Here is a 22,109-nt window from a genome sequence, read left to right as displayed (position 1 = left end):
CCTGATCATCGGCTCTGGTGCCCGCCGGGTCGGAGTCGATCCCGACAACCCCGACCCGGCGGTGAAGAGCCGCGCGCGACCGGAGGGGGAGATCGCGCTGCGGCTCGTTCCGGGGACAGGGCGTCGGTGCTCCCGCCACCCCGTCGGTACGTGCGGGTTCTGGAGCCGAACAGTGCTGAGCCCGGCGGCCAGCTGGCCGCCCGGGGCCCGCGGTGCTCAGGTGACGCGGCCTACCGAGTACGAGGTGGTGTAGATCGTCTGGAGCTTGACGACATCGCCGCTGCGCGGGGCGACCCACATCTTGCCGTCACCGGCGTAGATGCCGACGTGGTAGATATTGCCCGGGCTGCCGAAGAAGATGAGGTCTCCGGGCTGCTTGTTGTACTGGGAGACCCGAGCGGTGGCCGCGTACTGCGCGTCGGTCGTGCGGGGCAGGCTCTTGCCGAGCTGCCGGTAGACGTACTGCACGAGCCCGGAGCAGTCGAACGAGCTGGGGCCCTCGGCGCCGTAGACGTAGGGCTTGCCGGCCTGCAGCGAGGCCAGGTAGACGGCCTTCTCACCGACGGTGTTGGCCGGCAGGTTGACGCTTACCGTGGGGGTGTTGACCTCGACGGCCGAGCGGTCCACCTGGCGGGATGCCTGCGGCGGCGGCGTCGGCCGGACGGTCAGCGTGGCCTCGTTGTCCGAATGCGCGGACTGCAGGGCGTCCGTGCCGTCGAAAATGGCGGTGACGTTCGTGGTCGTCAGCACCCGGGCGGNGTAAGAGGCGAAGCCGCGGTCGTCCGNGGTCAGGTGCAGGAAGGTCGCCCACCCGGTGGGAAGCTTGACCTGAACCTTGATGAGCTGGTCGGCGAGCGGGGCCTTGCTCTGCTCGTCGTAGAGCGAGAAACCGATGTTGACCGGCTCGTTCGCGTTGACGGTGACCTCGGGATTGGTCACGCGAAGGCCGACATCGATCTTTGCCGACAAGGTGGGGGCGGAGATGTCCGTGGTGGCGTCGAGCACCGTGGTGCTCCCGCCGCCGGTCACGGCCGCCGCCTGGATGGCCCCGTCGACCGCGAACCGCGAGCCGATCTGCGTCGCGAGGGTCATCGGAGCGGTGTTGAACCCGTCGTCAAGCGCGGCATCCGCGTTGATGTCCGGAGCACATCCGGCGAGTGCGACTCCGGAGACCGCGACGGTCCCGGTGGTGACGGCTGCCACAGCTCGGGCTCTTGCTCTGGCTCGACTCGACGCCGTGGGGGCGGCGGGCGCCCGATGGCGACCGCGGCCTTCCTGCTGCCGGCGTCTCTCGGTATCAAGCTGCACGCTTTGCGCAGACAACTGCGATCCTTCCCGTACGCCTGCGAGGTGAGCTGTCGGGTTCGGGCTGGGCTGCCCGGTCCGTCGCGCGACCTTCACGCGATGGACTTCACCCCTAGACCCGCACCACTTCTTGGCGCCGGCCGATGGAGGTGGGTCCCCCGCTCCTGCCCGAGGTGACGACTCGGAGGGGACACCGGGGCCGCGGGCAGGATTCGGCGTTCGGCCCGGTGTTGTCGTGACGTCGCAAGCGAGACTAGTCCACACGGATGGTGTGGGTAAACACTAGTCCCACCCAACTACGTCGAGTGCGCGGAGAAGTGCCCCTTGCCGGTGCGCATCTGCCCAGGTCAGAAGGGGTACTGAGCTTCCCGTCACGTTTTTGGGCGGCCACATGAGGATCACGCATCAACACGTTAGGTGACGAGAATTTCCAGGTTCTTCAGTCGTTCCGCGGGGTCTGGTGCGTCTCCNGGAGAACGCTACGGTGAGTATTCGAGCGGGAATTCGGTGCTCTTTGGAGCGGGGTGGCGCCGGAGCGTGGGGGTATGGGCGCGAGGCCCGGAAGTGCCGGATTCGAGGAGCTGGGCGGTCTTCGCCGCCTCGACCGGGGCAAGCTCTGACGGCCGCCGGGTGCCGGCCGGGGGTTCGGTGCCTGCCGGGGGCAGCGCACCCGCCGGGAGCTCTGGAGCCGGGCGGTGAGGGCGTCCTCGCGCGTGCCGACAGCCCGCCGCGCGCGGCTCGGCGGGTGCGGGGTGCGGGGAGGTCAGCGAGGGCGGCTGGTGCGCCGGCTCAGAAATCCGGAGTTGCGCAGGACCTGCAACTCGATCGCGAGCTGATGGACCTCGGGCGGCAGGGTGCGGTGACTGCTCTGCAACGCCTCGACAGCCGCGCGGGCGTGCTCGGCGAGATCGTCCAGGGCCTGTTGGCGCTGGCGCATCCGGGCCCGTTCCTCCTGGAGGGTCCGGACGGTCTCCTCCTGCCACTGCCTGGTGCGGAGGATGTGCTCACCGGCGTCCGCGGCCTGGCGCTCGGCGTCTTCCAGCCGGCTCAGGAGCGCGTCCAGGGCCTCCAGCCGACTGGCCAGCTCGGCCATCAGGTCACCGCGGCCGGGCAGGATCGAGATGTCGTGATGCCGGGGGTGCGGGTGCGTCATGCTCGGCTCCGGAAGCTGGTGGCCGCGCCGGATCGGCGCGGGGGCGTCGCGAGCTGGGCGAAAGCGGGCGGTGAGACACGCCCTCTCCACACCGCTCGTGACTGTCGCCGAAGTTCCGACACGGTTGGTTACGTTAGTCGACACACGGGGCTTTGGGCATGCGGACGGCCGGATCCGGCCGGGCGTCAACGGACGGCGACCGACGCGGGGGTCCCCCGGCGGGTACCGGCCAACGGATACCCCCACCCGGGGTGGATCCGCCCTGAACGCGGTGCGTGGAGACAACGGGAGAACTCCCCGTCGACAACGTGCGGCGGAGGGCTGGCCCCCGGCCCTCCGGTGACCCCGGGTGATCGTTGACGCCACGTCGGTGATCAAGACCTCTCTGATCGTCACTCGGAGTGACTGTAGATCCGATGTGTGGCCAGTTCGCGGCGCCTACCGCAGCCGGTCGCGGGAGCCGCGGCCGGCGCTGTCCGTGCCGCCGCCGCGGCGACCGCCGACCCTCGCCGGAAGGGCCCGGATCACGGCCCGCCGTGCCGGCGGGCCAGCGCGCCGGGACCCGCCCGGACGCACCGAATACCTCCCGGGGGACACGGCCCGGGGCGGGAATGCGCGGCGTCGGTCCCGGCACTCCCAAAGTACGGTGAATTCAGGTTCATATTTCTTCCGGCAGGCGGCTTACCAGCGGTGGGACGCTGGGCCGGGCTCCCGCCCGTCGGTGGTCATCGCCGCGATCCGGTGGTGCGCCGGCATAAATGCCCGCGGTGGGGGAAATTCGGCGCGATCGTCGTGCGCGAACGGGCGCGAACGGGCTGCCGGCGCCGCGACCCGCTCTGGATGACCTGCTCTCCGAGTCGTCCGGCGGCGAGGGTAAGCGATGCCGCCGCGCCGCCTTTGCGGGCACTTTCCCGCCGCTGGTGGTGGTCCGCCCAGGACCGCTGACGGGTCCGGCCGCGCATTCTCGCGGGGAGGCTGCCCGCCCGCCGACGATCCGTGCTGTGCCGGACCGGGACCGAGGACGGGGCGACGATCGGGCACGAAGGCGGCCTCGCTCCTTCGGCGGTGCTGCGCCGATCTCCCACAGGCATTGTGGGCGGCACATTGTGACGAGCCCGGGAGAGAGCGCCGGGGAGAATGGACCGGCCGGCGCCCGGCACGCTCGCGGGCTCCGAACCCCGTCGATCGCGGTGGCCCGCGGCCGGTGGTGACGGGCACGCGGGGAGCGCTGGGCGGCGGCCTCCCCGGCGGCGACCGTTGTTCCGCAGGGTGACCACCAACCCGGGCCGAGCCGGCCGGCGTGCGCCGGCCGCCGGCCACTGACAGCGATCGGCCACGGCGGCCGGCCACCCACACCGGCCACCCACACCACCCGGCGCCGCCGTCCGGGGGAACCGGCCGCGTCCACCTGCCCGGACGACGCGTTCGCTTCCCCCGGTTGAGGGGACCGCTTCGGGCCCCCGGCTGGCCGGCCAGCTCCTCCGGGCGGAGGTGTCGGTGGGGCGAGGCCGCCGAACGGGCCGCCCGTAGGGTGATCGCATGGCTGCCGAGGCGGATGACCTGCCGGAGACCCCCGGCGAACCCGGCGCGCGGGTGCGGGAGACGGCTCCGCGGGGCGACACCTCTCCCGGCGCGGCCCCGGCCCGTGCCGGCGCGCCCGGAGACGGGGCCGTCCGCCCGGTGCACCTGGAGGCGCCGATCACGGCTGTGGTCGTCTACCCCACCGCGGCGCGGGTGACGCGGCGCGGCGCGCTCCACCTCCCGCCCGCGGACCTCCCGCCCGCGGACCTCCCGTCTTCGGCATCGTCACCGACTCGCGTCGAGGTGGTCGTCGGTGGGCTGCCACTCGGGCTCGACGAGGACTCCGTGCGGGTGGGCGGAACGGGGCCAGCGCGGATCCTGGGGGTGCGGGTGGTCTCGCAGGCGCGGGCGACCCTGGACGCCGGTGCACTGGCGGACCTGCACGCCNGTCAGGACGAGCTGCGGGCGTCGTTGACCGAGATCGACGACGAGGACGAGACCGAGCGGGCTCGGCGCTCCTTCCTCGACGTGGCCGCGCGGGTGGGCGCCGGTGCGCTGGCCCGGGGCTGGGCCGGCGGGCGCGGGGGGCACGGGGGGCCAGGGGGGAGTGGCGGCCCTCCCGGAGGTGCCGGTGGCTCCGGCGGCCAGGGGCAGGCGTCCGGCGATGAGCCCGGCAGGGCTGGGCCGACCGCCCAGCTGGTCGAGGTCGGTGACGCGCTGGCGGCCCAGATCGCCGGTGTGCACGCCCGCCGGCGGGCGCTGGCCGAGCGGCGGGAGGCCACCCGGAAGGAGCTGGCGCGGCTCGACAGGATCATCGAGGCCCGCCGGGCGCAGTCGACGCCCGACACCCGCGCGATCGTCGTCGACCTGGAGCTGCCTGCCGGTGCACCCGTCACGGCACCAGCTCCGGCCAAGGAGGCGCCGACGGTTCCGGCAGCCGCCGGTGCGGTGGAACTGGAAGTCTCCTACCTGGTCGGATCGGCCTCCTGGTCGTCCGGCTACGACGCCCGCCTCGAAGGCGAGCGGGTCACCCTCACCTGGTTCGCGATGATCAGCCAGCGGACGGGCGAGGACTGGCCCGAGACCGATCTGCGGCTGTCGACCGCTCGTCCCGCCAGCGGTTTCGCGCTGCCGGAGCTGGCCCCGCAGTTCGTCGACATCCGGCGTCCCCCCGAGTACGCGGCGGGGTCGGTGCGTGGCATGGCGGGGGCGCCCGGCGGTTCCGGGCAGCCGGGCCTGGAGATGGCGGCCCTGGCCGCCGCGGCCCCGCGGCCGGCGGCCCCGCCGGTCGCGATGGTCGCAGCCCAGGCGACGCTGGAGTCGACCGGCGCGGCGTCGACGTACCGGCCGCCGCGCCCGGTGGCCGTGCCCGCCGACGGCGACCCGCACCGCGCGACCGTGGCCGTGATCGAGCTCGACGCGGTGCTGGACCATGTGACGGTGCCGAAGCTCGCCGCCGAGGCGCATCTGCGGGCGGCTGTCGTGAACACTTCTCCGCACACGCTGCCGGCCGGGAAGGTGTCGGTGTTCCATGACCAGGAGTTCGTCGGTTCCACCCGGCTGGATCTCACCCCGCCCGGCGGCGAGCTGGAACTGCGGCTCGGCGTCGACGACCGGATCCGGGTCGACCGCGAGCTGGTCCGCCGGGTGACCGGGCGGCGCATGGTCGGCAACACCCGCCGGACGGACGTCGGCTACACCATCGTGGTCACCAATCACGCACCCCTGCTCGCTCGGGTCACGGTGCGCGATCAGGTGCCGGTGTCCCGGCACGAGAGCGTCACGATCAAGGACGTGGTGACCGAGCCCGCCGCCGACGAACTAACCGAGCTGGGCCTGGTGACCTGGCAGGTGGAGCTTGCGCCGGGGGCCGACCGGGAGATCCGGCTTTCGTACCGGCTGGAGCATCCCCGCGGAGCGGAGCTCACGGGCTGGGGTGACTGATCCGGCCGGTGTGGCTGGCCGTGGGCCGGTCCGGAGCGCTGCGTCCCGAGGGTGGCGGGCGTAGCGTTGTTTGTCGGGAGGCAGCCATGGCCCACGCGCATGTGACAAGCCACGCGGACGAGGCGGTCCACCCGAACGCGGTGACCGGTCCCGGCGGTGCGTCGCCCCGCGGCGCGGAGTCGACGGCCCGGTCGGGGGAGCCCGGGGGAGCGGATTCGCTCGTCGGTCTGGTCAGTGCCGCGCACCGCGACGCCGCGGAGCTCCTCGAACTGGCCGAGCGGGAGCTCCGCGACCGGGCCGGGCGCTGCGGTGACCCGTCGGCTGACCCGCGGTTGACCCTGCATGCGAGCGACGCGGCCGTCGCCGCGATCAGTGCGCATCTGAGCGTTATGGAGGGCGTCGTCTACCCGGAGGCGGCCGCGGTCCTGCCCCGCGGGCGGGCCCGCACGGCGGCGCTTCGCGAGACGTCCCACCGGGCCGCTCTGCTGATGCGCGGGCTGCAGCAGTACGTGCAGGGTGACCGGTACCAGCCCGAGCGCGGCCCGGGGGAGCTGTGTGACGAACTGGCCGAGTTCGCCGCGGCGCATGCCCGTGCGGAGGAGCGCCTGCTGGCAGATCTGGAGGAGCGGCTGGGCGGTCCGCGGGCGCGGCGGCTCCAGGCCGATTTCGAGCGGGCCATGCGGCGGGCGCCGACCCGGCCGCATCCCCATCTGGGACACGGGACGAGCCTGCCGACCCGTCTCGCCGCACGGTTGGCGGGGCACTGGGACCACCTGCTGGACACAGTGGACGCCCGCGCGGTGGCGGGCCGGCCTGTCCGCGCGCCGGCGCCGGCCGGGCTGTGGGGCTGGTATCTGCTGGGCCGTCCCACGGAGGACCACTCCCCGGCGGAAGCCTCCCCGGCGGAAGCCCGGTCGACGGCCGAGGGCCGGTCGACGGCGGACGCCCGGTCGACGGCGGAGGGCCGCAGCCGAGACGGGTGAGCGCGCGGTGACCGGCCGGCCGGCCGGGTGGGGCCGGAGGTGCCCACCCGCTCGGAACTCCGGCGGTTGATCGGGCCCGGCGATCATCGTGTGATGGGAAGCACCTGGTTCGGAGGTGTCCGAACGCCCCGCGCGGCCGGATTTCGGCGTTCCATCGTTCGCGGGCCGTCGCTTTCATGCAATGCTGCGAAGTCTCCGGTCAACGGGACGAGCCGGCCCGCGGGGAGGTCGGTGTCGGTCACGTCTCGTGACGGTGCTGGCTTTCCGCCCCCTGTTGGTCCAGGTCGACGACCGTCGATGTCCCCCTGCCGAGGAGATGTGACCGGAAGCGAGATCCCCGCCATGCGGCCGTCGGCGGCCCCCGCCCTGGGCGTGGAGGGTGTGAGCTGGCCGCTGCTGCTCGTCGAGGACGACGACGCAGACGCCTACCTGGTGTCGGAGCTGCTCGACGAGGTGGCCGCCCCGGTCGAGGTGACGAGGGTGCGCACGGTGGCCGAGGCGGTGCTGCGGGCGCGCGCCGCCGCCTGCATCCTGCTCGACCTCGGCCTGCCTGACAGCGAGGGCCTCTCCGCCNTGCGCAGGCTGTTGTCGATCGACGGCGGCGCCCCGGTCGTGGTGCTCACCGGGCTGGTGGAGGAGTACCGGGGTGCCGAGGCCGTCGCCGCCGGCGCTCAGGACTACTTGGTCAAGGGTCAGGTGGACGGCCGGGACCTGCTGCGGGCCGTGCGCTACGCCATCGAGCGCGAGCGGGCGGACAACGCGGCGCTGGCGCTGCGCGAGTCCGAGCTGCGGGCCGAGGAGAAGGCCCGCCTGGAACGGGGTCTGCTGCCCAGACCGCTGGTCGACGACGCCACGCTGAGCCACCGGGCCCGCTACCGGCCGGGTTACCGGCAGGCGCTGCTGGGCGGCGACTTCTACGACATGGTGTCCACCCGGGACGGGACCGTCCACGTACTGCTCGGTGACGTGTGCGGGCACGGCCCGGACGAGGCGGCTCTCGGGGTCGCCCTGCGGATCGCCTGGCGGACCCTCGTCCTGGCCGGGGTGCCGGACGGGGACCGCCTGGGCTTCCTGCAACAGGTGCTGGTGAGCGAGCGGGAGNGGGACGAGATCTTCGCGACGGTCTGCGCGCTGGCGATCGCACCGGACCGGCGCAGCCTGCGGATGACCCTGGCCGGGCATCCGCCACCGGCCCTGTTGTCTCCGCGGATCTCCGCCCTGCGGGGTGATGTAGTCGGCCCCGCGCTGGGCATTCTGGACGATGTGGTGATTGACGAGGTATCGGTCGAGCTGGGTGAGCACTGGGCTCTGCTGCTGGCGACGGACGGGCTGCTGGAGGGGCGGGACCGTCCCGGCGGCGAGCCGCTGGGCTGGGAGGGGGTGCTGCCGGAGGTGGCCCGTCTGTGGCCCTCATGCGGTCCCGACGGCCTGCTTGACGCACTGATCGACCGGGTGGAGGAGCGTAACGGCGGGCCGCTGACCGACGACGTGGCGCTGCTCCTGCTCATGCGCGGGCAGCTGGCATGAGCGGCTTCGCCGCCCGGGCCCGCGCGGCGGCGAGCTCCACGGGGCGCTGGCGCCTGCGCCGCCGGCTCGGGGCCGTGTACACCGCGCTGGCGCTCGTGCTGGTGCTCGCCACGAGCCTCACCGCCTGGTCGATGGTCCGGCTGGGAGAGGCCATCCAAACCCGCAGCGACGTGCTGATCCCCATTCAGATCAGCACGGTGCGGCTCGTCTCCAGCCTGGTCGACCAGGAGACGGGTGTGCGCGGTTACGTCCTGCAGGGCGACGACGAGTACCTCGAGCCCTACACCCGGGGCCGGGAGTCCGAGACCGAGCTGCGCGCCACCCTCGCCGCGCGGGTGGTTGGCCGCCCCGCCCTGGAGCGCCGGCTGGCGCTGCTGGAGACGCGGGTCAACGAGTGGCACAGCGAGTACGCCGACCCGGCGATCGCCGCCGTGCGCGCGGGTGGCGCCGCGGGTGGCGCCGCGGGACCGCGCCAGTTCGACCCGAGCATCGGCAAGAACCGGTTCGACGCGGTGCGGGCGGCGGGCACCGCCCTCGACAACGAGGTGCGCACCACGGCGCTGCGGGCCCGCGACAACGTCCGGAGCGCGCTGCGGACGTTGGTGATCTCCCTCGTGGTGGTGGCCGGGGCGCTCATCCTGCTGCTGACTCTCATCTTCCGTGCCCTGCGGGTGTGGGTGACCCGGCCGCTGGAGGCCGTCGGGGCGGACGTGCGCCAGGTCGCCGCCGGCAGCCTGGAGCATGAGATCGCGGCCGTGGGCCCCCCGGACATCGAGTCGCTGGCCCATGACGTCGAGTCGATGCGCCTGCAGCTCATCGGCGAGCTGGACACGGCTCGGGCGGCGTGGTCATCCGTCGAGGCGCAGGCGGAGATCCTGCGCCGCTCCAACCGCGACCTGGAGCAGTTCGCCTACGTCGCATCGCATGACCTGCAGGAACCGCTGCGCAAGGTGGCGAGCTTCTGCCAGCTGCTGTCCCGCCGCTACGGCGACCAGCTTGACGAGCGCGGCGCCCAGTACATCCACTTCGCGGTGGACGGTGCCAAGCGCATGCAGCAGCTCATCAACGACCTGCTCGCCTTCTCCCGGGTCGGCCGTACCACCGGGTCGTTCGTCGAGGTCGACCTCGGCGAGGTGGTCGGGCAGGTCCGGGCGACGCTGTCGATCGCGCNGGAGGGCAGCGGCGGGGAGGTGACCCCGGGCGAGCTCCCGACGGTTCCCGGTGACCCCGTCCTGCTCGCCCAGCTGTTCCAGAACCTGATCGGCAACGCGTTGAAGTTCCACGGCGAGCAGCCGCCGCGGGTGCGGATCGGGGCGGTGGAACGCGACGAGGAGTGGGAGCTGTTCTGCGCCGACAACGGCATCGGCATCGAACCAGAGTACGCCGAGAAGATCTTCGTGATCTTCCAGCGCCTGCACGGGCGGGACGTCTACGAGGGCACCGGGATCGGCCTCGCGCTGTGCCGCAAGATCGTGGAGTTCCACGGGGGGCGGATCTGGCTTGACGGTACGGTGGATTCCGGCACCACTTTTCGGTGGACACTGCCCAAGCGGCGCATCGTGCCGCTCCCGTCCGACCTGGGTCTGAGCGAGGAGCAGCGGGCTGCTTCCGTGCCGGCCGCACCGCCTGTCCCGTCGAAACCAGGAGGTACGTCATGACCAAGCCCGTGGTCCCGGTCGAGGTCCTGCTGGTCGAGGACGACCCGGGCGATGTGCTGATGACCCGCGAGGCGTTCGAGGACCACAAGCTCAAGAACAACCTCAACGTGGTCAGCGACGGTGTCGAGGCGCTTGCCTACCTGCGGGGCGAGGGCAGCTACTCGGGCGTGCCGCGGCCCGACCTCATCCTGCTCGATCTGAACCTCCCGCGGCGCGACGGCCGGGAGGTGCTGGCGGAGGTCAAGTCCGACGAGCGGCTCCGGCGGATCCCGATCGTGGTGCTCACCACCTCGGAGGCGGAGGAGGATGTGCTGCGCAGCTACGACCTGCATGCCAACGCCTACATCACCAAGCCGGTGGACTTCGACCGGTTCGTCTCGGTCGTCCGCCAGATCGACGACTTCTTCATCACGGTCGCCCGGCTTCCCGCGCAGTAGTCGCCCCGTCTGCCTACAGTCACCTCATGGCTGCCGGGCGTGCAAGAGTGAGGCGGGAGATACTCGCGGATCTGCTCCGCGAGCTCGGGCCGGCGAGTCCCACCCTGTGTGCGGGCTGGACGGCCCACGACCTGGCCGCGCACCTGGTCACCCGGGAGCGGGCGCCGTGGGCCGGCCCCGGTCTGGTGGTCGGTGCGCTGCATGGCGTCACCGAGCGGGCCGAGCGGGCCACCATGCGCGCACACCGCTACCCCGAGCTGGTGGAGATGTTCCGCTGCGGGCCGCCGTGGTGGCACCCGGCCCGACTCACCCCGGTGGACGACGCGGCCAACCTGGTCGAGTTCTACGTCCACACAGAGGACCTGCGCCGGGCCGCCCCCGGTTACACGCCGGCGGACCCTTTCGGCGGCGCCGGCGGCGGCCGCGTCGGGGGCGGTCTCGCCTCGAATCCGCCGGCTGACGACGCGGCCGTCGACCGGGACGCGATGTGGGCGGCACTGCGGCTGATCGGCCTGGCCGGATTCCGGCACAGCGAGGTCGGGGTCGTGGTGGAGCGCACCGACGCTCCCGGCCGGTTGGCGCTGCGTCGTCGGGAGCCGGTCGTCGAGATCGTGGGACCGCCCGAGGAGCTTCTGCTGTTCGCCTTCGGGCGGCGCGCGGCCGCCCAGGTCGAGCTGCGTGGCGACCCCGAGGCCGTCGCCCACCTGGCGGGCCCCCTGCCGGCGCTCGCCCTGGCCGGCCGGGTCTGACCCGCCGGGCGGCGCCGGAGACCGAGACGGCCCGCGGTCGGTGACCGCGGGCCGTGGCAGGGAGCAGGAGACGGGCTACCAGAGGGACGCGTAGGTCGCCGCCCCGTTGGGATTCTCGTTGGGGTTCATCAGGGACGAGTGCACGTTCCCGGCCCGGGCGTCGTTGAAGTACGCCTCGTAGGCCAGGACGTCGGCGTTGGCGCGGAAGGTCTCGTACATCTTCTTGATGTAGACGGGATTGTCGCCGCCAGCCTGCCCGGCTCGGCCCGCCTCGGTGTCCGAACGCCCGACGAGGCCCCACTCGGGTACCGAGAACTGCTTGCCGTGCTGGCGGGCGAACCTGATGATCCCGCAGAGCCCGACCGCCTGGTTGCACTGCTCGTCGAACTTCGCCTCGGTGGTGCTGGCGGGCCACTGGTCGTAGGAGTCGATGCCGATGATGTCGACGTACGCGTCGCCCGGGTAGGCGTCCCAGGGGCTGGTGCTGTGGGCGTTCACGGTCCAGTCGAACCGGGCCTGCGGGTCGGTCGACCGGACCGCGGAAACCACCTGGCGGAAGCAGCTCGCGTAGCCGCTGGCATTGCCGCGCATCGACCAGTCGAACCAGTTGCCGTTGAACTCCCAGGCGAGCCGGATGATGGTCGCCGGGCGGCCCTTGCTGACCAGCCAGCGGCCGAACTCGGCCCAGTGGCTGTTGTACGCGCCGGACGCGCACGCGGACAGGCTGCCCTGGCCGGTCGGGTAGAAGGGCTGGGAGATGACCCAGGTGCCGTTGAAGGTGGAGAACTTCTCCGCGCTGCCGCCCACCCAGGGGTGGGTGATGGTCTCCCAGCTCCCGCGGTCGGCGAAGGTCACGACGACGTCCACGGGTGAGCCGCGCAGCGCCTCCCAGTTCCGCACGGTCGTCAGGTTGTTCGCGTAGACGCCGCTCATGCCCCCGGGGACGCGCCCGCCCCCGCCGCCGGCGGGGGCGTCCGAGCCGACAGCGCCGAGTGCGCCGCGCGGCGCGGGTGCCGAGGCGGCGGGCGGTGTGGTGGCCGGTGCCGTGGCAGGGGCGGAACTCGAACCCGCCACCGGTGAAGGCGATGGTGACGGCGAGGGTGACGACGACGGTGACGGAGACGGTGACGCCGTGACGTTGTCGTCGGGGATGTGGCGCAGATCACGGGGGTCGATGGCTGACGCTTCGACGACAGCGGCGTTGTCGCCGTCACCTTCGGGGGCCAAGGTCCATCCGACGACCATGGCGACGAATGCCATGACGCTGAGTGAAGCGATCCAGGCGGGATTTCGGGCCGGGCGTCGCGTGCGCGCGCCGGTAGCTGACTTCGGAGGGCTGGGCTGGCCCTCCGCACGATGTCTCACCGCAGACATCCCTCCGTGCCCGGCATCTGCTGTGCCGGACGGTGTCGTTGTGGACCCCCCGGTCCCACCCGCTGGCTCCTGAGCGGACGACCCTCCACATGTCGTGGACTGGGAACTTGATCTGGTCACCCTGACGTGACTAGACAGTTGTGACGGCAGCGTACACGGAGGTGGATGGCCAGGTAGGCGTGGGGAGGGATCCCTTACGGACTGTCGCGCTGAGTGTTGGGTGGTTGTTTCGGGCCGCACCTTGTCGTCTGGACGACATGCAGCAGTAATTTTGGTGTTGTTATATGCCTCCTTTTGTTAACTGCATTCGTCTCGTCTGTCGCGGGGTGTGTGTCATAATCGCCCCCGCACGGAACGTTCCGTGCGCTCGCGCGGAGCGGGGCCTGCGTCGCGCCCCGACGGTCGGCACGGGCAATGGTCACGCGGTGTAATCCGCGAACCGCGCCCGAGGCCTGCCGCCCGCTGGCGCTCACGCCCACCGGTGCCGATGGCACGGGCCGCGGCCGGGCGGCCCGGGTGCAGGCGGGTCAGGCCCGAGATCCAGGAGAAGCCGTGTCCCAGTACCCGGACAGCCCGCAGCCGGGCGGAAACGACCCGCAGTGGTCCGGCGGTGGCCAGCCAGCAGGTCCCTGGGGCGCACCCCAGGGGGGGACTCCCCCGCCGGGCGGATACGGCGCCCCCGGCCAGTACCCCGCGTACCCCTCCGGGCCGGTCCCGCCCGCCGGATACGGGGCGCCCGGCTTCGGCCCGCCCCCGCCAGGCGGCCAGCCCATCCCGACCTACCTGTGGCAGTCGATCGTCTGCACCCTGCTGTGCTGCCTGCCCGCCGGAATCGCCGCCATCGTCTTCGCGACGCGGGTGCAGAGCCGTCAGCAGGCCGGTGACATCCAGGGAGCGCTGGAGGCGTCCCGCAAGGCCAAGACGTGGACGATCGTGTCGTTCGCGGTGGGCCTCGTCGGGCAGCTCATCTCGCTCGCCGTGCTCGCGAGCGGCTCCTAGGTACGACGGGCGCGAGGGCACGCCCGTCGCGCCGCGAGGGATCCGCCAGGAGCGCCTCGGACGCGGAAGTGCGCCCGGTGGCCTGCCGCCCGCCGGGGTCAGTCGGCGGGCGGAGGGCTCGGGACGTGCCAGCCTGGATGTTCGCGCAGGGCCCAGGGCAGCGGGACCATGCCGGTGCGCATTCCCAGGCGGGCCACCGGGTCACGCGAGGCCATCCACAGGTGGCCGCAGACCCCGGCGAACAGGAAGAGTGCCAGCAGGTCGTGCACGAAGGTGGCGCCGGTGCGGTAGGAGACCGCCAGTGGGCCGCCGAACTCCATGATCAGCCCGGTGCCCAGCAGCACGAGCACGGCTCCCGCGACGAACGCGGCGTAGAGCTTCTGCCCGGCGTTGAACTTGCCGACCGCCGTCGTGTCCCGGCGCCGCGGGCGGGTGCGCAGCCAGGCCCAGTCGCCGGCGGCGAACCGGTCGAGCTCGGCGACGTCCCGCCGGTAGGCGGCGGACACCGCGGCGGCCAGCATCGGCACCGGCAGCGCGAGACCGGCGTACAGATGTACGGCCGCGACGAGCTGGCGCCGGCCGACCATCGTCGCCAGCGGCCCCAGGTAGAGCATGGCGGCAGTGGCCAGGCAGACGCCGGTCAGCGCCGCGGTGGACCAGTGCGCCACGCGGGTCGCCCGGCCGAAGCGCCGGACGAGGAGCGGGGCCGCCCCCGCCCCCGTCCCCGCCGGTGCGCCCGCGGGTTCAGACGGGCTCATCGTCCCGCCCGTTGGACCGGCCGATCCAGGCGTCGACGTCGTAGCCCCGCCGCTCCCAGTAACCGGGGGCGACAGTCTGGACGACCTCGATCCCGCCNAGCCACTTGATCGACTTGTAGCCGTACATCGGAGCCACATAGAGCCGGACGGGGCCGCCGTGGTCGTGCGTGATCGGGCCGTCGAGCATGGTCAGGGCGACCAGGACCTCCGGGTGCCGGGCCTGCTCGAGGGTCAGGCTCTCGTCGTAGGCACCGTCGAAGGAACGGAAGGTTAGTGCCCCCGCCCCCGGCCGCGGACCGGCCGCGTCGAGCAGGCTGGCCAGCGGCACGCCCGTCCAGCGGACCTTGGGTACCCGCCAGCCCGTCACGCACTGGAAATCACGCACCAGTTCGGTCTGCGGCATCCGGGAAAGGTCGTCCAGGGTGAGGCGCAGCGGGCGGTCGACCAGCCCGTTGATCGTCAGCTCGTAGTCGGCGGACGTCCGGACCGGGACGTGACCGACCACCGAGTAGTAGCGGAACCCGCTGGACGGGAGCAGCCCGGTCAGCCCGGTCGGGTCCTTCTCCCGCAGCGGGGCGACGAACCTGTCGGTGCCGCGCTGCACGTCGGCGCCGACGACGACGCCGAGCACCCCGAGGCCGAGCATGGTGAAGACCACCCGCCGCCCCACCGGAATCCCCTCGGCCACATTCCTAAGTGAACACCCCGGCCGTCGGTCGCCGCCACGGGCCACGGGCAGGCAGGCGGGTCATGGGGGCGGGTGATGGGACGGCGGTGCAGGCGGCTGGCTGCTGGCTGCTGGCTCAGGCGGTCACGTCCCGGCGGTGCAGGCTCACCGCGGTGAGCGCGGCGGCGAGCAGGGCGTAGCCGAGCGCGGTGAGCAGCGCCGGGGTGTACGCCGCCGCGGGCACGCCGCCGCGCCCCACCGCGTCGAAGACGAGGCCGGGCAGGACGGAGGTCGCGGTGCCCCACGAGTCCTGGATGATGTGCTCGATCGGGAACATCCAGGCGATGCCGACGAGCAGCGCCGCGGTGGTCGACCGCAGCGCCACGCCGAGGGCCGTGCCGGCGACGGCGAAGAAGGCCGCGGCGAGCAGGGCGTTCAGGTAGGCCGCGGCAGCCTCGCCGAGAGCGCCGAAGGTCCACCAGGCGCTGGTGTCGACGTCACGCAGCGGCGCCAGTACGGCCGCGCCGGCCACGCTCAGGCCCAGTGCCGCGAGCAGCGCGACCGCCACGGCGGCGAGCAGGGCACCGAGGCGCCCGGCCAGCCAGCCGAGCCGGCGGGGCTCCTTCAGGAACAGGGTGCGCAGCGTGCCCTGGCCGTACTCGGCGGTCATGCTCACCGCGAAGAGCACGAAGATGAGCAGGCCGTTGAACGTCGCGCCGCCGCGGAAACCGAGAACCAGCCCCTGGGACGTCGCGAGTCGCGCCAGCGAGACGTCCAGCGGCGTCCCGGCGCCGGGGTCCCCGCTGCCGCCTCCGGCCGCGGCTGTGGTCGGCTCGTCGGCCAGGGCGATCGTCAGCACCGTCGACAGCACGGTGAGCAGAGCGAGCACGGACATCGCCACCACCGTGCCCGGGCGGCGCAGCTTGATCATCTCGGCGCGGTAGGAGCGGCTGACGCTGTGGAGGGCGCTCATCGCAAACCTCCGACACGACTGGCCATGGCGGTCGCGGTGGCCGCGGTGGCTGTGGTGGCTGTGGCGGAACGGGCGGGATCGGCCGGTTGGCCTTCGACGAGACCCTGGTAGCGCTCCTCCAGACTCGCGCGCTGCCAGCTGATCTCCACCAGGGTGATGCCGCGCGCGTGCGCGGCGCGGCTGACTCCCGCGATGGCGGCCGCCGCCGCCGTGGTCTCCGCTGCCGCGGTCACGGCGCCGCTGACCCTGGCGGTGCGGTCGAGCTCGACAAGCAGCCGGTCGCCGATCCGGTCACCGGGCAACCCCAGGCCGGCGACCAGGTCGGCGAGCATGCCCAGCGCGGCGGGGTCTTCGGGCCGCAGCGCGACCCGGCTCGTCGCCGACGTCATGAACCCCTCGGTGGGGCCCTGGTAGGCGAGTCGTCCCCGGTCCAGCACGATGATCCAGTCGCAGATCTGCTCAACCTCGGCGAGCAGATGGGACGACACCAGCACGGTGCGCGCCCGTGCCCGTGCCCGCGCCCCGTCGCGGCCCGGCGCGTCGGCCAGGGAGCGGACGAGGTCCCGCATCTGCCGGATGCCGGCGGGGTCCAGGCCGTTCGTGGGCTCGTCGAGGACGAGCAGCTCCGGGTCGGACAGCAGCGCCGCGCCGATGGCCAGCCGCTGTTTCATCCCGAGGGAGTAGGTGCGGAAGGCGTCGTCGCCGCGCCCGGCCAGCCCGACCCGCTCCAGGATCCCGTCAGCGCTCGCCGGGTCCTGGCCCGCGAGCACCGCCAGCGAGGTGAGGTTGCGACGCCCGGACAGCGTGGGGTACAGGGCGGGGCCCTCGATCAGCGCGCCGACCCGGGGGAGGTACTTCGCCGGGTGGCGCAGGGGCTCACCCAGGACGGCTCCCTCGCCCGCGCTCGGCCGGACCAGGCCGAGGAGCATCCGGAGGGTGGTGGTCTTGCCGGCTCCGTTCGGGCCGACGAACCCGGCGACGACCCCGGCGGGAACGGTGATGCTCAGGTTGTCGACCACGGTGCCGCGGCCATAACGCTTCGTCAGACCGCGGACGTCGACGGCCGGTGGTCCGGCGGCGGGTCGGGACTCCCGCGGTGCCGCGGGTTTCGCGATGACTGTCATGCGTGTCAGCGTGATCGTCGCGGGCGGTCGGGTCGTCGGCCGACGGGCGTCATTCCGCTGCGTGTCTCAGCGGTCCCGTGCCTACGTCCAGGGGCGTACGGCGGCGGGCGTCAGCCGGCCAGCCCGGCCTGGTTGGCGAGGACGGCGAGCTGGGCGCGGTCCCGGGCGGCGAGCTTCACCATCACCCGGCTCACATGGGTGCGGGCGGTCGCCGGGCTGATGACGAGCCGCGCGGCGATCTCGTCGTTGGACAGGCCGAGGCCGACCAGCCCCATCACCTCGCGTTCCCGGCTGGTGAGACCGCGCAGATCCACCGAGGCGGGGGCGGCCGGGCGGCGGGCGAACGCCTCGATGACCCGGCGGGTGACCGTCGGCGACAGCAGCGACTCGCCGGCGGCGACCACTCTGACAGCCCGCAGCAGGTCCGCCGGCTCGGCATCCTTGAGGACGAATCCCGACGCGCCGTTGCGCAACGCCTCGAAGACGTATTCGTCCAGCTCGAAGGTGGTGACCATGACTACCCGGGTGGTGGCCAGGGCGGGGTCCGCGGTGATCTCGCGCAACGCCGCCAGCCCGTCCAGGCCCGGCATCCTGATGTCGAGCAGGAGGACGTCGGGGCGAGTCCGGCGCACCAGCTCCAGGGCGGCCAGGCCGTTCTCGGCCTCGCCGACGAGTTCGAGGTCGTCCTCGGTCTCGATCAGAACCTTCAGCCCGAGCCGGACGAGGGGCTGGTCGTCGGCGATCAAGACGCGGATCACCGCGCCGCCCCGGCCGGGTCGGGCAGCGCGGCGGTGGCGCCGATCGGCAGGTCCGAGCGCACCCGCCAGCCACCCTGTGGGCAGGGACCCGCGGTGAGCGTGCCACCCAGCTCGGCGACCCGCTCCCGCAGACCGCGCAGGCCGTGCCCGGTGACCGGGGTGCCCGGCCCGGCGACCGGCGAATCGACGATCTCGACCCGCAGGTGGTCGCCGGCCGCGGTCAGGGCGACCCGGACCTCGGCGGGCCCGGCGTGCCGGAGCACGTTGGTCAGCGCCTCCTGCACGATTCGGTAGGCGGCCAGGTCGACCTCGGCGGGCAGCTCGGTGAGCTCGCCGTCGGTGACCAGGTCGACGGCCGTGCCGCACAGCCGGACCTCGGCGATCAGGCCTGGCAGCCGGCTCAGCCCGGTCAGCGGCATCCGGGGCGCGCCCGGCCGCTCCTGTGGCGCCGCGGCAGCGGGCGGGCTGGAGTCGCGCGCGTCACCGGCGACGGGCACGGCGCCCGCGGCCAGCGTGTCGGCGTGCTCGCTGCCGGCGCGGGTCAGCGCGAGTGTGGCGCGCAGTTCGTTCAGCGCGTCCACGCTCGTGCGGCGGATCGCCTCCAGCGCGACCTGCGCCTGCTCCGGCCGGCGGTCGAGCACGTGCAGGGCGACCGCCGCGTGCAGGGAGATGACCGACAACCCGTGGCCGACGACGTCGTGCACCTCCCGGGCCATCCGCAGGCGCATCTGCTCGATCCGCCGCCGGGTCTCCTCCTCCTCCGCGCGGGCTGACGCAACCCTGCTCAACCGAAGCAGCGCCCCCAGCAGGACGGGGACGAGGATCAGGAGAAGGTCACCCAGGAGGACGGATACGAGCCGCCAGCCGCCGTCGACATAGCCCCTGGCGTAGGAGACCGCGGCCGCGCTGGTGAGGATCACCGCGCACGCCGGGCCCGCGCGGCTCGCCGTGCGCGGGGCAAGGCGCAGGCCGACGGTGAAAACCGCGACCGCCACCGCGAGGTTCGCCGGGCCATGCGGGTAGCCGAGCGCGGTGTAGGTGCTGATGATCGACATCTCGGCGGCCAGGAGGAGCAGCGGGGCGTACCTGCGCACCGCGATGGCGCCGCCGGCCAGGACGAGGAGCGCGTAGGCGGTGGTGTCCAGCGGGTGCGCCGGCGGCACCTGTTCCCGCGCGATGTTGCTCGTCCCGACCAGGAGGATCACACCGAAGACCAGCGCCGGCAGCGCATCGGCCACCGCCACCAGGGCCGCCCGGCGGACTCGGCTTCGCCAGGTCACGTCCATCCGTCTGACGGTAGCCGGCGGCGAACGTCAGGTCGTCCGTCCAGGGACGTATCTGTTGGTACCCGAGCGGACGTAGCCGCCGGGCCGGCCGGCGGGTGCTGGTCGCCGGCCGGCCCGGCGGTGCTCGGTGGCGGTCGCGGGGCGGGCGGGCTCAGCGGCGGGCCGGATCCCGCTGCTCGAACCGCAGCCGCAGGCCCTCGGGAGTCGCGACGGCGTCGGCGAGCCGGGTTCCCCGGGGGAAGGACGGCAGGATCACCACCGGCTCGGTGAAGACCGCGGTGTGCGCCGCCGTCATCAGCTCGCCGGGCAGCCGCTGGTTCCCCAGGATGATCTCCTCCGGCAGCAGGGCCAGCCGGCCGTCCCGCACCAGGGGAGTGCCGATGATCCTGATCGGCAGGGCGCGGTTGCCCAGCTTGACCTCGGTGCCGATGGACAGTCGCTCGCCGCCGCCGTAGGTGATCTCCGTCCACTGGCTCCCGGGGGACGGTTTCCCGGCCGGGTCGGCGTCGAAGACGGGGCCGCAGGAGTCGCCGAAGATGCCCGCGTAGCCGCCGAAGAGGGACATCAGGGCGTAGGCGGCGTCGTCCCAGGTGTTGCCGAGCGCGTCGTGACCCCGTCGCAACCGCCGGAGCTCGCCGTAGGACGCGGTGGCGCTGACCTCCAGCGCGGCCTGCCGCCCGGTGGCCGCGTTGAGCAGGTAGGGAAAGCTCGGCGGCCGGACCCGCACCGTCCCGCCGAGGGCGCCGAGGCGCCGGCTGATCCGGCGGTTGGTGCGGGAGACGGCGATCCGGGCGGCCAGCCTGTCCACGATGGTGCCGGCGAGCGTTCCGCCGATCAGGGCCAGCGCCGCCGCGGTGCCGACGGATCTCACGGCGCCGGGTCGGGCGATCACCGCCCGTGCGGCGGCCCCGCCGACCGGGCCGTGCTTGCTGAGTGGGCTGTGCTTGCTGAGTGGGCTGTGCCCGCCGACCGGGCCGCGGGTGAGGGTGGGCAGGTGCGGGCTGGTGACCGGCGACGGCATGGCGGCTCCTCGAAGATCCGTACTGGAGGCCAGGCGCTCGTGTTCGTCTGATCACGCTCACGCGGTCAGCGGCTGGTCCACTTGACCTCACCGCAGCAACCTGTGAGCTGGATACGAGAAGAAACCGAAATACCTGTGCACCCACTGGTACGTCGCGCAACCGTGCCAAACCTCACTCGGCCGGCCGGCACATCCGGACCCGGCCGTCCGGATCTGACCGTTCAGGTCAACCCGGTCGGGTGCCCGCGCGGCGGCGGGGGGTTGCCGCCGGTGGCTACCGGCAGTCGAGGATGCAGCTCGGTACCGCCACCGGGGGGAGCTCCAGGTCGACGACCGGCTCCTGGCTGCGACCGCCACGCGGCCGGCCCCCGCGGGCAGGCGACGGGGAGCCGGTGCCACCCGTACGCGCGGTCGTCGAAGGTGCCGAGCCACCTCGTTCGCCGGCAGCCGCGCCGGTGCCGCCGACCGTCTCGGTGGACGGCCGCGGGGGGACCCACTTGGTGCCGGGGCCGGGCGTGCGGCTCGCGGTGGGGGCGCCGCCGGCCGCACCCAGGGTCGGCGCCGCGGTCGGGCACTCGGCCGGGGAACCGGCGGATCCGGCGGACCCGGCCCGGCAGGTCTCCGCGACGTTCGAGGAGCCGCCGGAGCCCTCCTGGCCGAGCAGGAACGCCACCACCAGCGTGATCACGGCCAGTGCGGCCAGGACGAGCTGCACCGTGGGGATCGACCGGGCGGGTCCGCGATGTGTGCTCACTGCGCTCCGTCCGTTCCGTGCGTTCCGCGCGTGGCGGCGCCGGAGCCAGTCGGCCCCGGCGCTCACGCCACGGACACTACGGACATCGAGCAACAGTTACGACACCAGCCCCCGCTTTCCCTCGCTTCAGTCAACGCTCGCTTCAGCCAACGCTCGCGGTGGCGGGCGCCTGTGCCAGCCGGGCGGCCCGGCGGGCGGCGGCCGCGGCCTTCTTCTCCTCCTGGCGGGTGGCCAGTGAGTTTAGACCGTCCATGAACGCGCCCAGGTCCTGCTGGGCCTTCGCGGCCTCGCCCGTCAGCCCTTCCAGGGTGAGCACCTTCCAGTGGCGGAGGATCGGCGAGACCACGTCGTCGTGGTGGATTCGCAGGTCGTAGATGCCGGCCTGGGCGATATACCGCGCCTTGCGGCCGAAGTCCCGGATGCCGGTGCCGGGCATCTCGAACTTCGCGAGCTCGTCCCGAATGATGGGCAGCATGCGTTCCGGAGCCAGTTCCAGCGCCGCCGCCACCAGGTTTCGGTAGAAGACCATGTGCAGGTTCTCGTCCGCGGCGACCCGGGCGAGAAGCTTCTCGGCGAACGGCTCGCCGGTGAAGCGGCCGGTGTTGCGGTGGCTGACCCGGGTCGCCAGTTCCTGGAACGACACGTANGTCATCGCCTCGAGCGGCGTCTTCGAGCCCGAGTCGTAGCCGCGCTGCATCTGCAGCATCCGGTCGCGCTCAAGGGTCACGGGGTCGACGGCCCGGGTCACCAGGAGGTAGTCCCGCATGACGAGGGCGTGGCGGCCCTCCTCGGCGGTCCACCGGCCGACCCACGTCCCCCAGGCGCCCTCCCGGCCGAAGGCGACCGCGATCTCGCGGTGGTAGCTGGGCAGATTGTCCTCGGTGAGCAGGTTGACCTCGAAGGCCATCTGGGCGGCCTCGGACAGTGCGGACTGCTCGGGTTCCCAGGGTGTGGTGTCGAAATCGCGGCCCTGGCTCCACGGCACGTACTCATGCGGCATCCATTCCGCCGCGATGCTGAGGTGCCGGTTGACGTTCGCCTCGGCGACGGGCTCGAGTTCACGCAACAGGTCGATGTCCGTAGGAGATCCCATGGTTGAACTCTTCCACCACCCGGGG

At 73.0% G+C, this 22,109-nt stretch carries 19 protein-coding genes, 7 pseudogenes and 1 riboswitch; of the genes and pseudogenes, 11 read left to right on the top strand and 15 right to left on the bottom strand.

Features of this window, described 5'->3' with window-relative positions:
• Window positions 1–216 precede the first annotated feature (216 nt).
• The 3 genes and pseudogenes from UG55_RS36090 to UG55_RS12395 all read right to left on the bottom strand — a co-directional run bounded on the left by UG55_RS36090 (window position 217) and on the right by UG55_RS12395 (window position 2,458).
• On the bottom strand, window positions 217–468 hold the full coding sequence (locus UG55_RS36090) for a C40 family peptidase (protein ID WP_242424242.1): 252 nt from the start codon (window positions 466–468) through the stop codon (window positions 217–219).
• Between the two features lie 318 nt (window positions 469–786).
• Window positions 787–1,203: pseudogene (locus UG55_RS36085) on the bottom strand (glycoside hydrolase); the annotation flags it as partial.
• A gap of 123 nt (window positions 1,204–1,326) precedes the next feature.
• Window positions 1,327–1,494: riboswitch (cyclic di-AMP (ydaO/yuaA leader) on the bottom strand.
• A gap of 574 nt (window positions 1,495–2,068) precedes the next feature.
• Window positions 2,069–2,458, bottom strand: coding sequence for a hypothetical protein (locus UG55_RS12395; protein ID WP_066067331.1), 390 nt, complete (start codon window positions 2,456–2,458; stop codon window positions 2,069–2,071).
• Window positions 2,459–3,997: 1,539 nt separating this feature from the next.
• On the opposite strand from UG55_RS12395, the pseudogene UG55_RS36080 reads away from it, so the two are divergent.
• From UG55_RS36080 to UG55_RS12365, 10 genes and pseudogenes are all read left to right on the top strand, one after another.
• Window positions 3,998–4,426, top strand: a pseudogene (locus tag UG55_RS36080) (DUF4140 domain-containing protein); the annotation flags it as partial.
• A 1-nt stretch (window position 4,427) separates the two neighbouring features.
• A partial coding sequence (locus UG55_RS12390; RefSeq protein ID WP_242424235.1) for a DUF4139 domain-containing protein occupies window positions 4,428–5,923 on the top strand: 1,496 nt, incomplete at its 5' end.
• A gap of 86 nt (window positions 5,924–6,009) precedes the next feature.
• Window positions 6,010–6,906, top strand: coding sequence for a hemerythrin domain-containing protein (locus tag UG55_RS12385; protein ID WP_083986712.1), 897 nt, complete (start codon window positions 6,010–6,012; stop codon window positions 6,904–6,906).
• Window positions 6,907–7,248: 342 nt separating this feature from the next.
• Window positions 7,249–7,479 (top strand): annotated as a pseudogene (locus UG55_RS36075) (serine/threonine protein phosphatase); the annotation flags it as partial.
• A gap of 1 nt (window position 7,480) precedes the next feature.
• Window positions 7,481–8,007, top strand: a pseudogene (locus tag UG55_RS36070) (PP2C family protein-serine/threonine phosphatase); the annotation flags it as partial.
• 1 nt (window position 8,008) lies between these two features.
• The coding region (locus UG55_RS36065; protein WP_242424234.1) for a PP2C family protein-serine/threonine phosphatase at window positions 8,009–8,433 on the top strand (425 nt) is incomplete at its 5' end.
• Window positions 8,430–9,603: pseudogene (locus UG55_RS12375) on the top strand (CHASE3 domain-containing protein); the annotation flags it as partial. The gene UG55_RS36065 and the pseudogene UG55_RS12375, both read left to right, overlap by 4 nt.
• Before the next feature lie 20 nt (window positions 9,604–9,623).
• The gene (locus UG55_RS36060) at window positions 9,624–10,091 is read left to right on the top strand and encodes an ATP-binding protein (RefSeq protein ID WP_396230879.1); all 468 of its coding nucleotides are present in this window, start codon (window positions 9,624–9,626) and stop codon (window positions 10,089–10,091) included.
• Complete coding sequence (locus tag UG55_RS12370) at window positions 10,088–10,528, top strand: response regulator (protein ID WP_066067241.1); 441 nt, start codon at window positions 10,088–10,090, stop codon at window positions 10,526–10,528. Before UG55_RS36060 ends, UG55_RS12370 begins: the two co-directional genes overlap by 4 nt.
• A gap of 26 nt (window positions 10,529–10,554) precedes the next feature.
• Window positions 10,555–11,277 carry a TIGR03085 family metal-binding protein gene (locus tag UG55_RS12365; RefSeq protein ID WP_066067238.1) on the top strand — a complete coding sequence of 241 codons (723 nt, stop codon included), beginning with the start codon at window positions 10,555–10,557 and terminating at the stop codon, window positions 11,275–11,277.
• 75 nt (window positions 11,278–11,352) lie between these two features.
• Here UG55_RS12365 and UG55_RS12360 read toward each other — a convergent pair whose 3' ends face one another.
• Entirely contained in the window at window positions 11,353–12,537 is a 1,185-nt protein-coding gene (locus tag UG55_RS12360; protein ID WP_083986710.1) for a glycoside hydrolase family 26 protein, read from the bottom strand.
• A gap of 666 nt (window positions 12,538–13,203) precedes the next feature.
• Here UG55_RS12360 and UG55_RS12355 point away from each other — a divergent pair.
• Entirely contained in the window at window positions 13,204–13,650 is a 447-nt protein-coding gene (locus UG55_RS12355; RefSeq protein ID WP_066067233.1) for a CD225/dispanin family protein, read from the top strand.
• A 98-nt stretch (window positions 13,651–13,748) separates the two neighbouring features.
• Here the strand turns inward: UG55_RS12355 and UG55_RS12350 are convergent, their stop codons facing one another.
• The 11 genes and pseudogenes from UG55_RS12350 to UG55_RS36045 form a co-directional block, all read right to left on the bottom strand.
• Window positions 13,749–14,408, bottom strand: a complete 660-nt coding sequence (locus UG55_RS12350) for a cytochrome b/b6 domain-containing protein (RefSeq protein WP_066067230.1) — start codon at window positions 14,406–14,408, stop codon at window positions 13,749–13,751.
• Window positions 14,395–14,505, bottom strand: a pseudogene (locus tag UG55_RS36055) (oxidoreductase); the annotation flags it as partial. The pseudogene UG55_RS36055 and the gene UG55_RS12350, both read right to left, overlap by 14 nt.
• Window position 14,506: 1 nt before the next feature.
• A partial coding sequence (locus UG55_RS12345) for a molybdopterin-dependent oxidoreductase (protein ID WP_242424241.1) occupies window positions 14,507–15,054 on the bottom strand: 548 nt, incomplete at its 3' end.
• Window positions 15,055–15,211: 157 nt separating this feature from the next.
• Window positions 15,212–16,048: an ABC transporter gene (locus UG55_RS12340; RefSeq protein ID WP_066067227.1), complete on the bottom strand. Its 837-nt coding sequence runs from the start codon at window positions 16,046–16,048 to the stop codon at window positions 15,212–15,214.
• Entirely contained in the window at window positions 16,045–17,172 is a 1,128-nt protein-coding gene (locus tag UG55_RS12335; RefSeq protein WP_066067225.1) for an ABC transporter ATP-binding protein, read from the bottom strand. The genes UG55_RS12340 and UG55_RS12335 overlap by 4 nt, the downstream gene beginning before the upstream one ends.
• 110 nt (window positions 17,173–17,282) lie before the next feature.
• Window positions 17,283–17,930 (bottom strand): response regulator transcription factor, encoded by a 648-nt coding sequence (locus tag UG55_RS12330; protein WP_066067218.1) that lies wholly within the window; start codon window positions 17,928–17,930, stop codon window positions 17,283–17,285.
• A complete protein-coding gene (locus tag UG55_RS12325) occupies window positions 17,927–19,216 on the bottom strand; it encodes a sensor histidine kinase (RefSeq protein WP_083986708.1) in 1,290 nt (429 codons plus the stop codon). The genes UG55_RS12330 and UG55_RS12325 overlap by 4 nt, the downstream gene beginning before the upstream one ends.
• A 151-nt stretch (window positions 19,217–19,367) precedes the next feature.
• A complete protein-coding gene (locus UG55_RS12320) occupies window positions 19,368–20,237 on the bottom strand; it encodes a hypothetical protein (protein WP_199865117.1) in 870 nt (289 codons plus the stop codon).
• Window positions 20,238–20,511: 274 nt separating this feature from the next.
• Window positions 20,512–20,991, bottom strand: a complete 480-nt coding sequence (locus UG55_RS12315) for a hypothetical protein (RefSeq protein ID WP_066067216.1) — start codon at window positions 20,989–20,991, stop codon at window positions 20,512–20,514.
• Between the two features lie 142 nt (window positions 20,992–21,133).
• Window positions 21,134–21,637: pseudogene (locus UG55_RS36050) on the bottom strand (acyl-ACP desaturase); the annotation flags it as partial.
• Window position 21,638: 1 nt separating this feature from the next.
• Window positions 21,639–22,084 (bottom strand): acyl-ACP desaturase (locus tag UG55_RS36045; RefSeq protein ID WP_242424232.1); only part of this gene is annotated, 446 nt, incomplete at its 3' end.
• Between the last annotated feature and the right edge of the window lie 25 nt (window positions 22,085–22,109).

The organism is Frankia sp. EI5c, from assembly GCF_001636565.1.
Taxonomy (GTDB): Bacteria; Actinomycetota; Actinomycetes; order Frankiales; family Frankiaceae; genus Parafrankia.
Note: the sequence above shows the minus strand (reverse complement) of the source record. Positions and strands in the feature narration are given on the sequence as shown.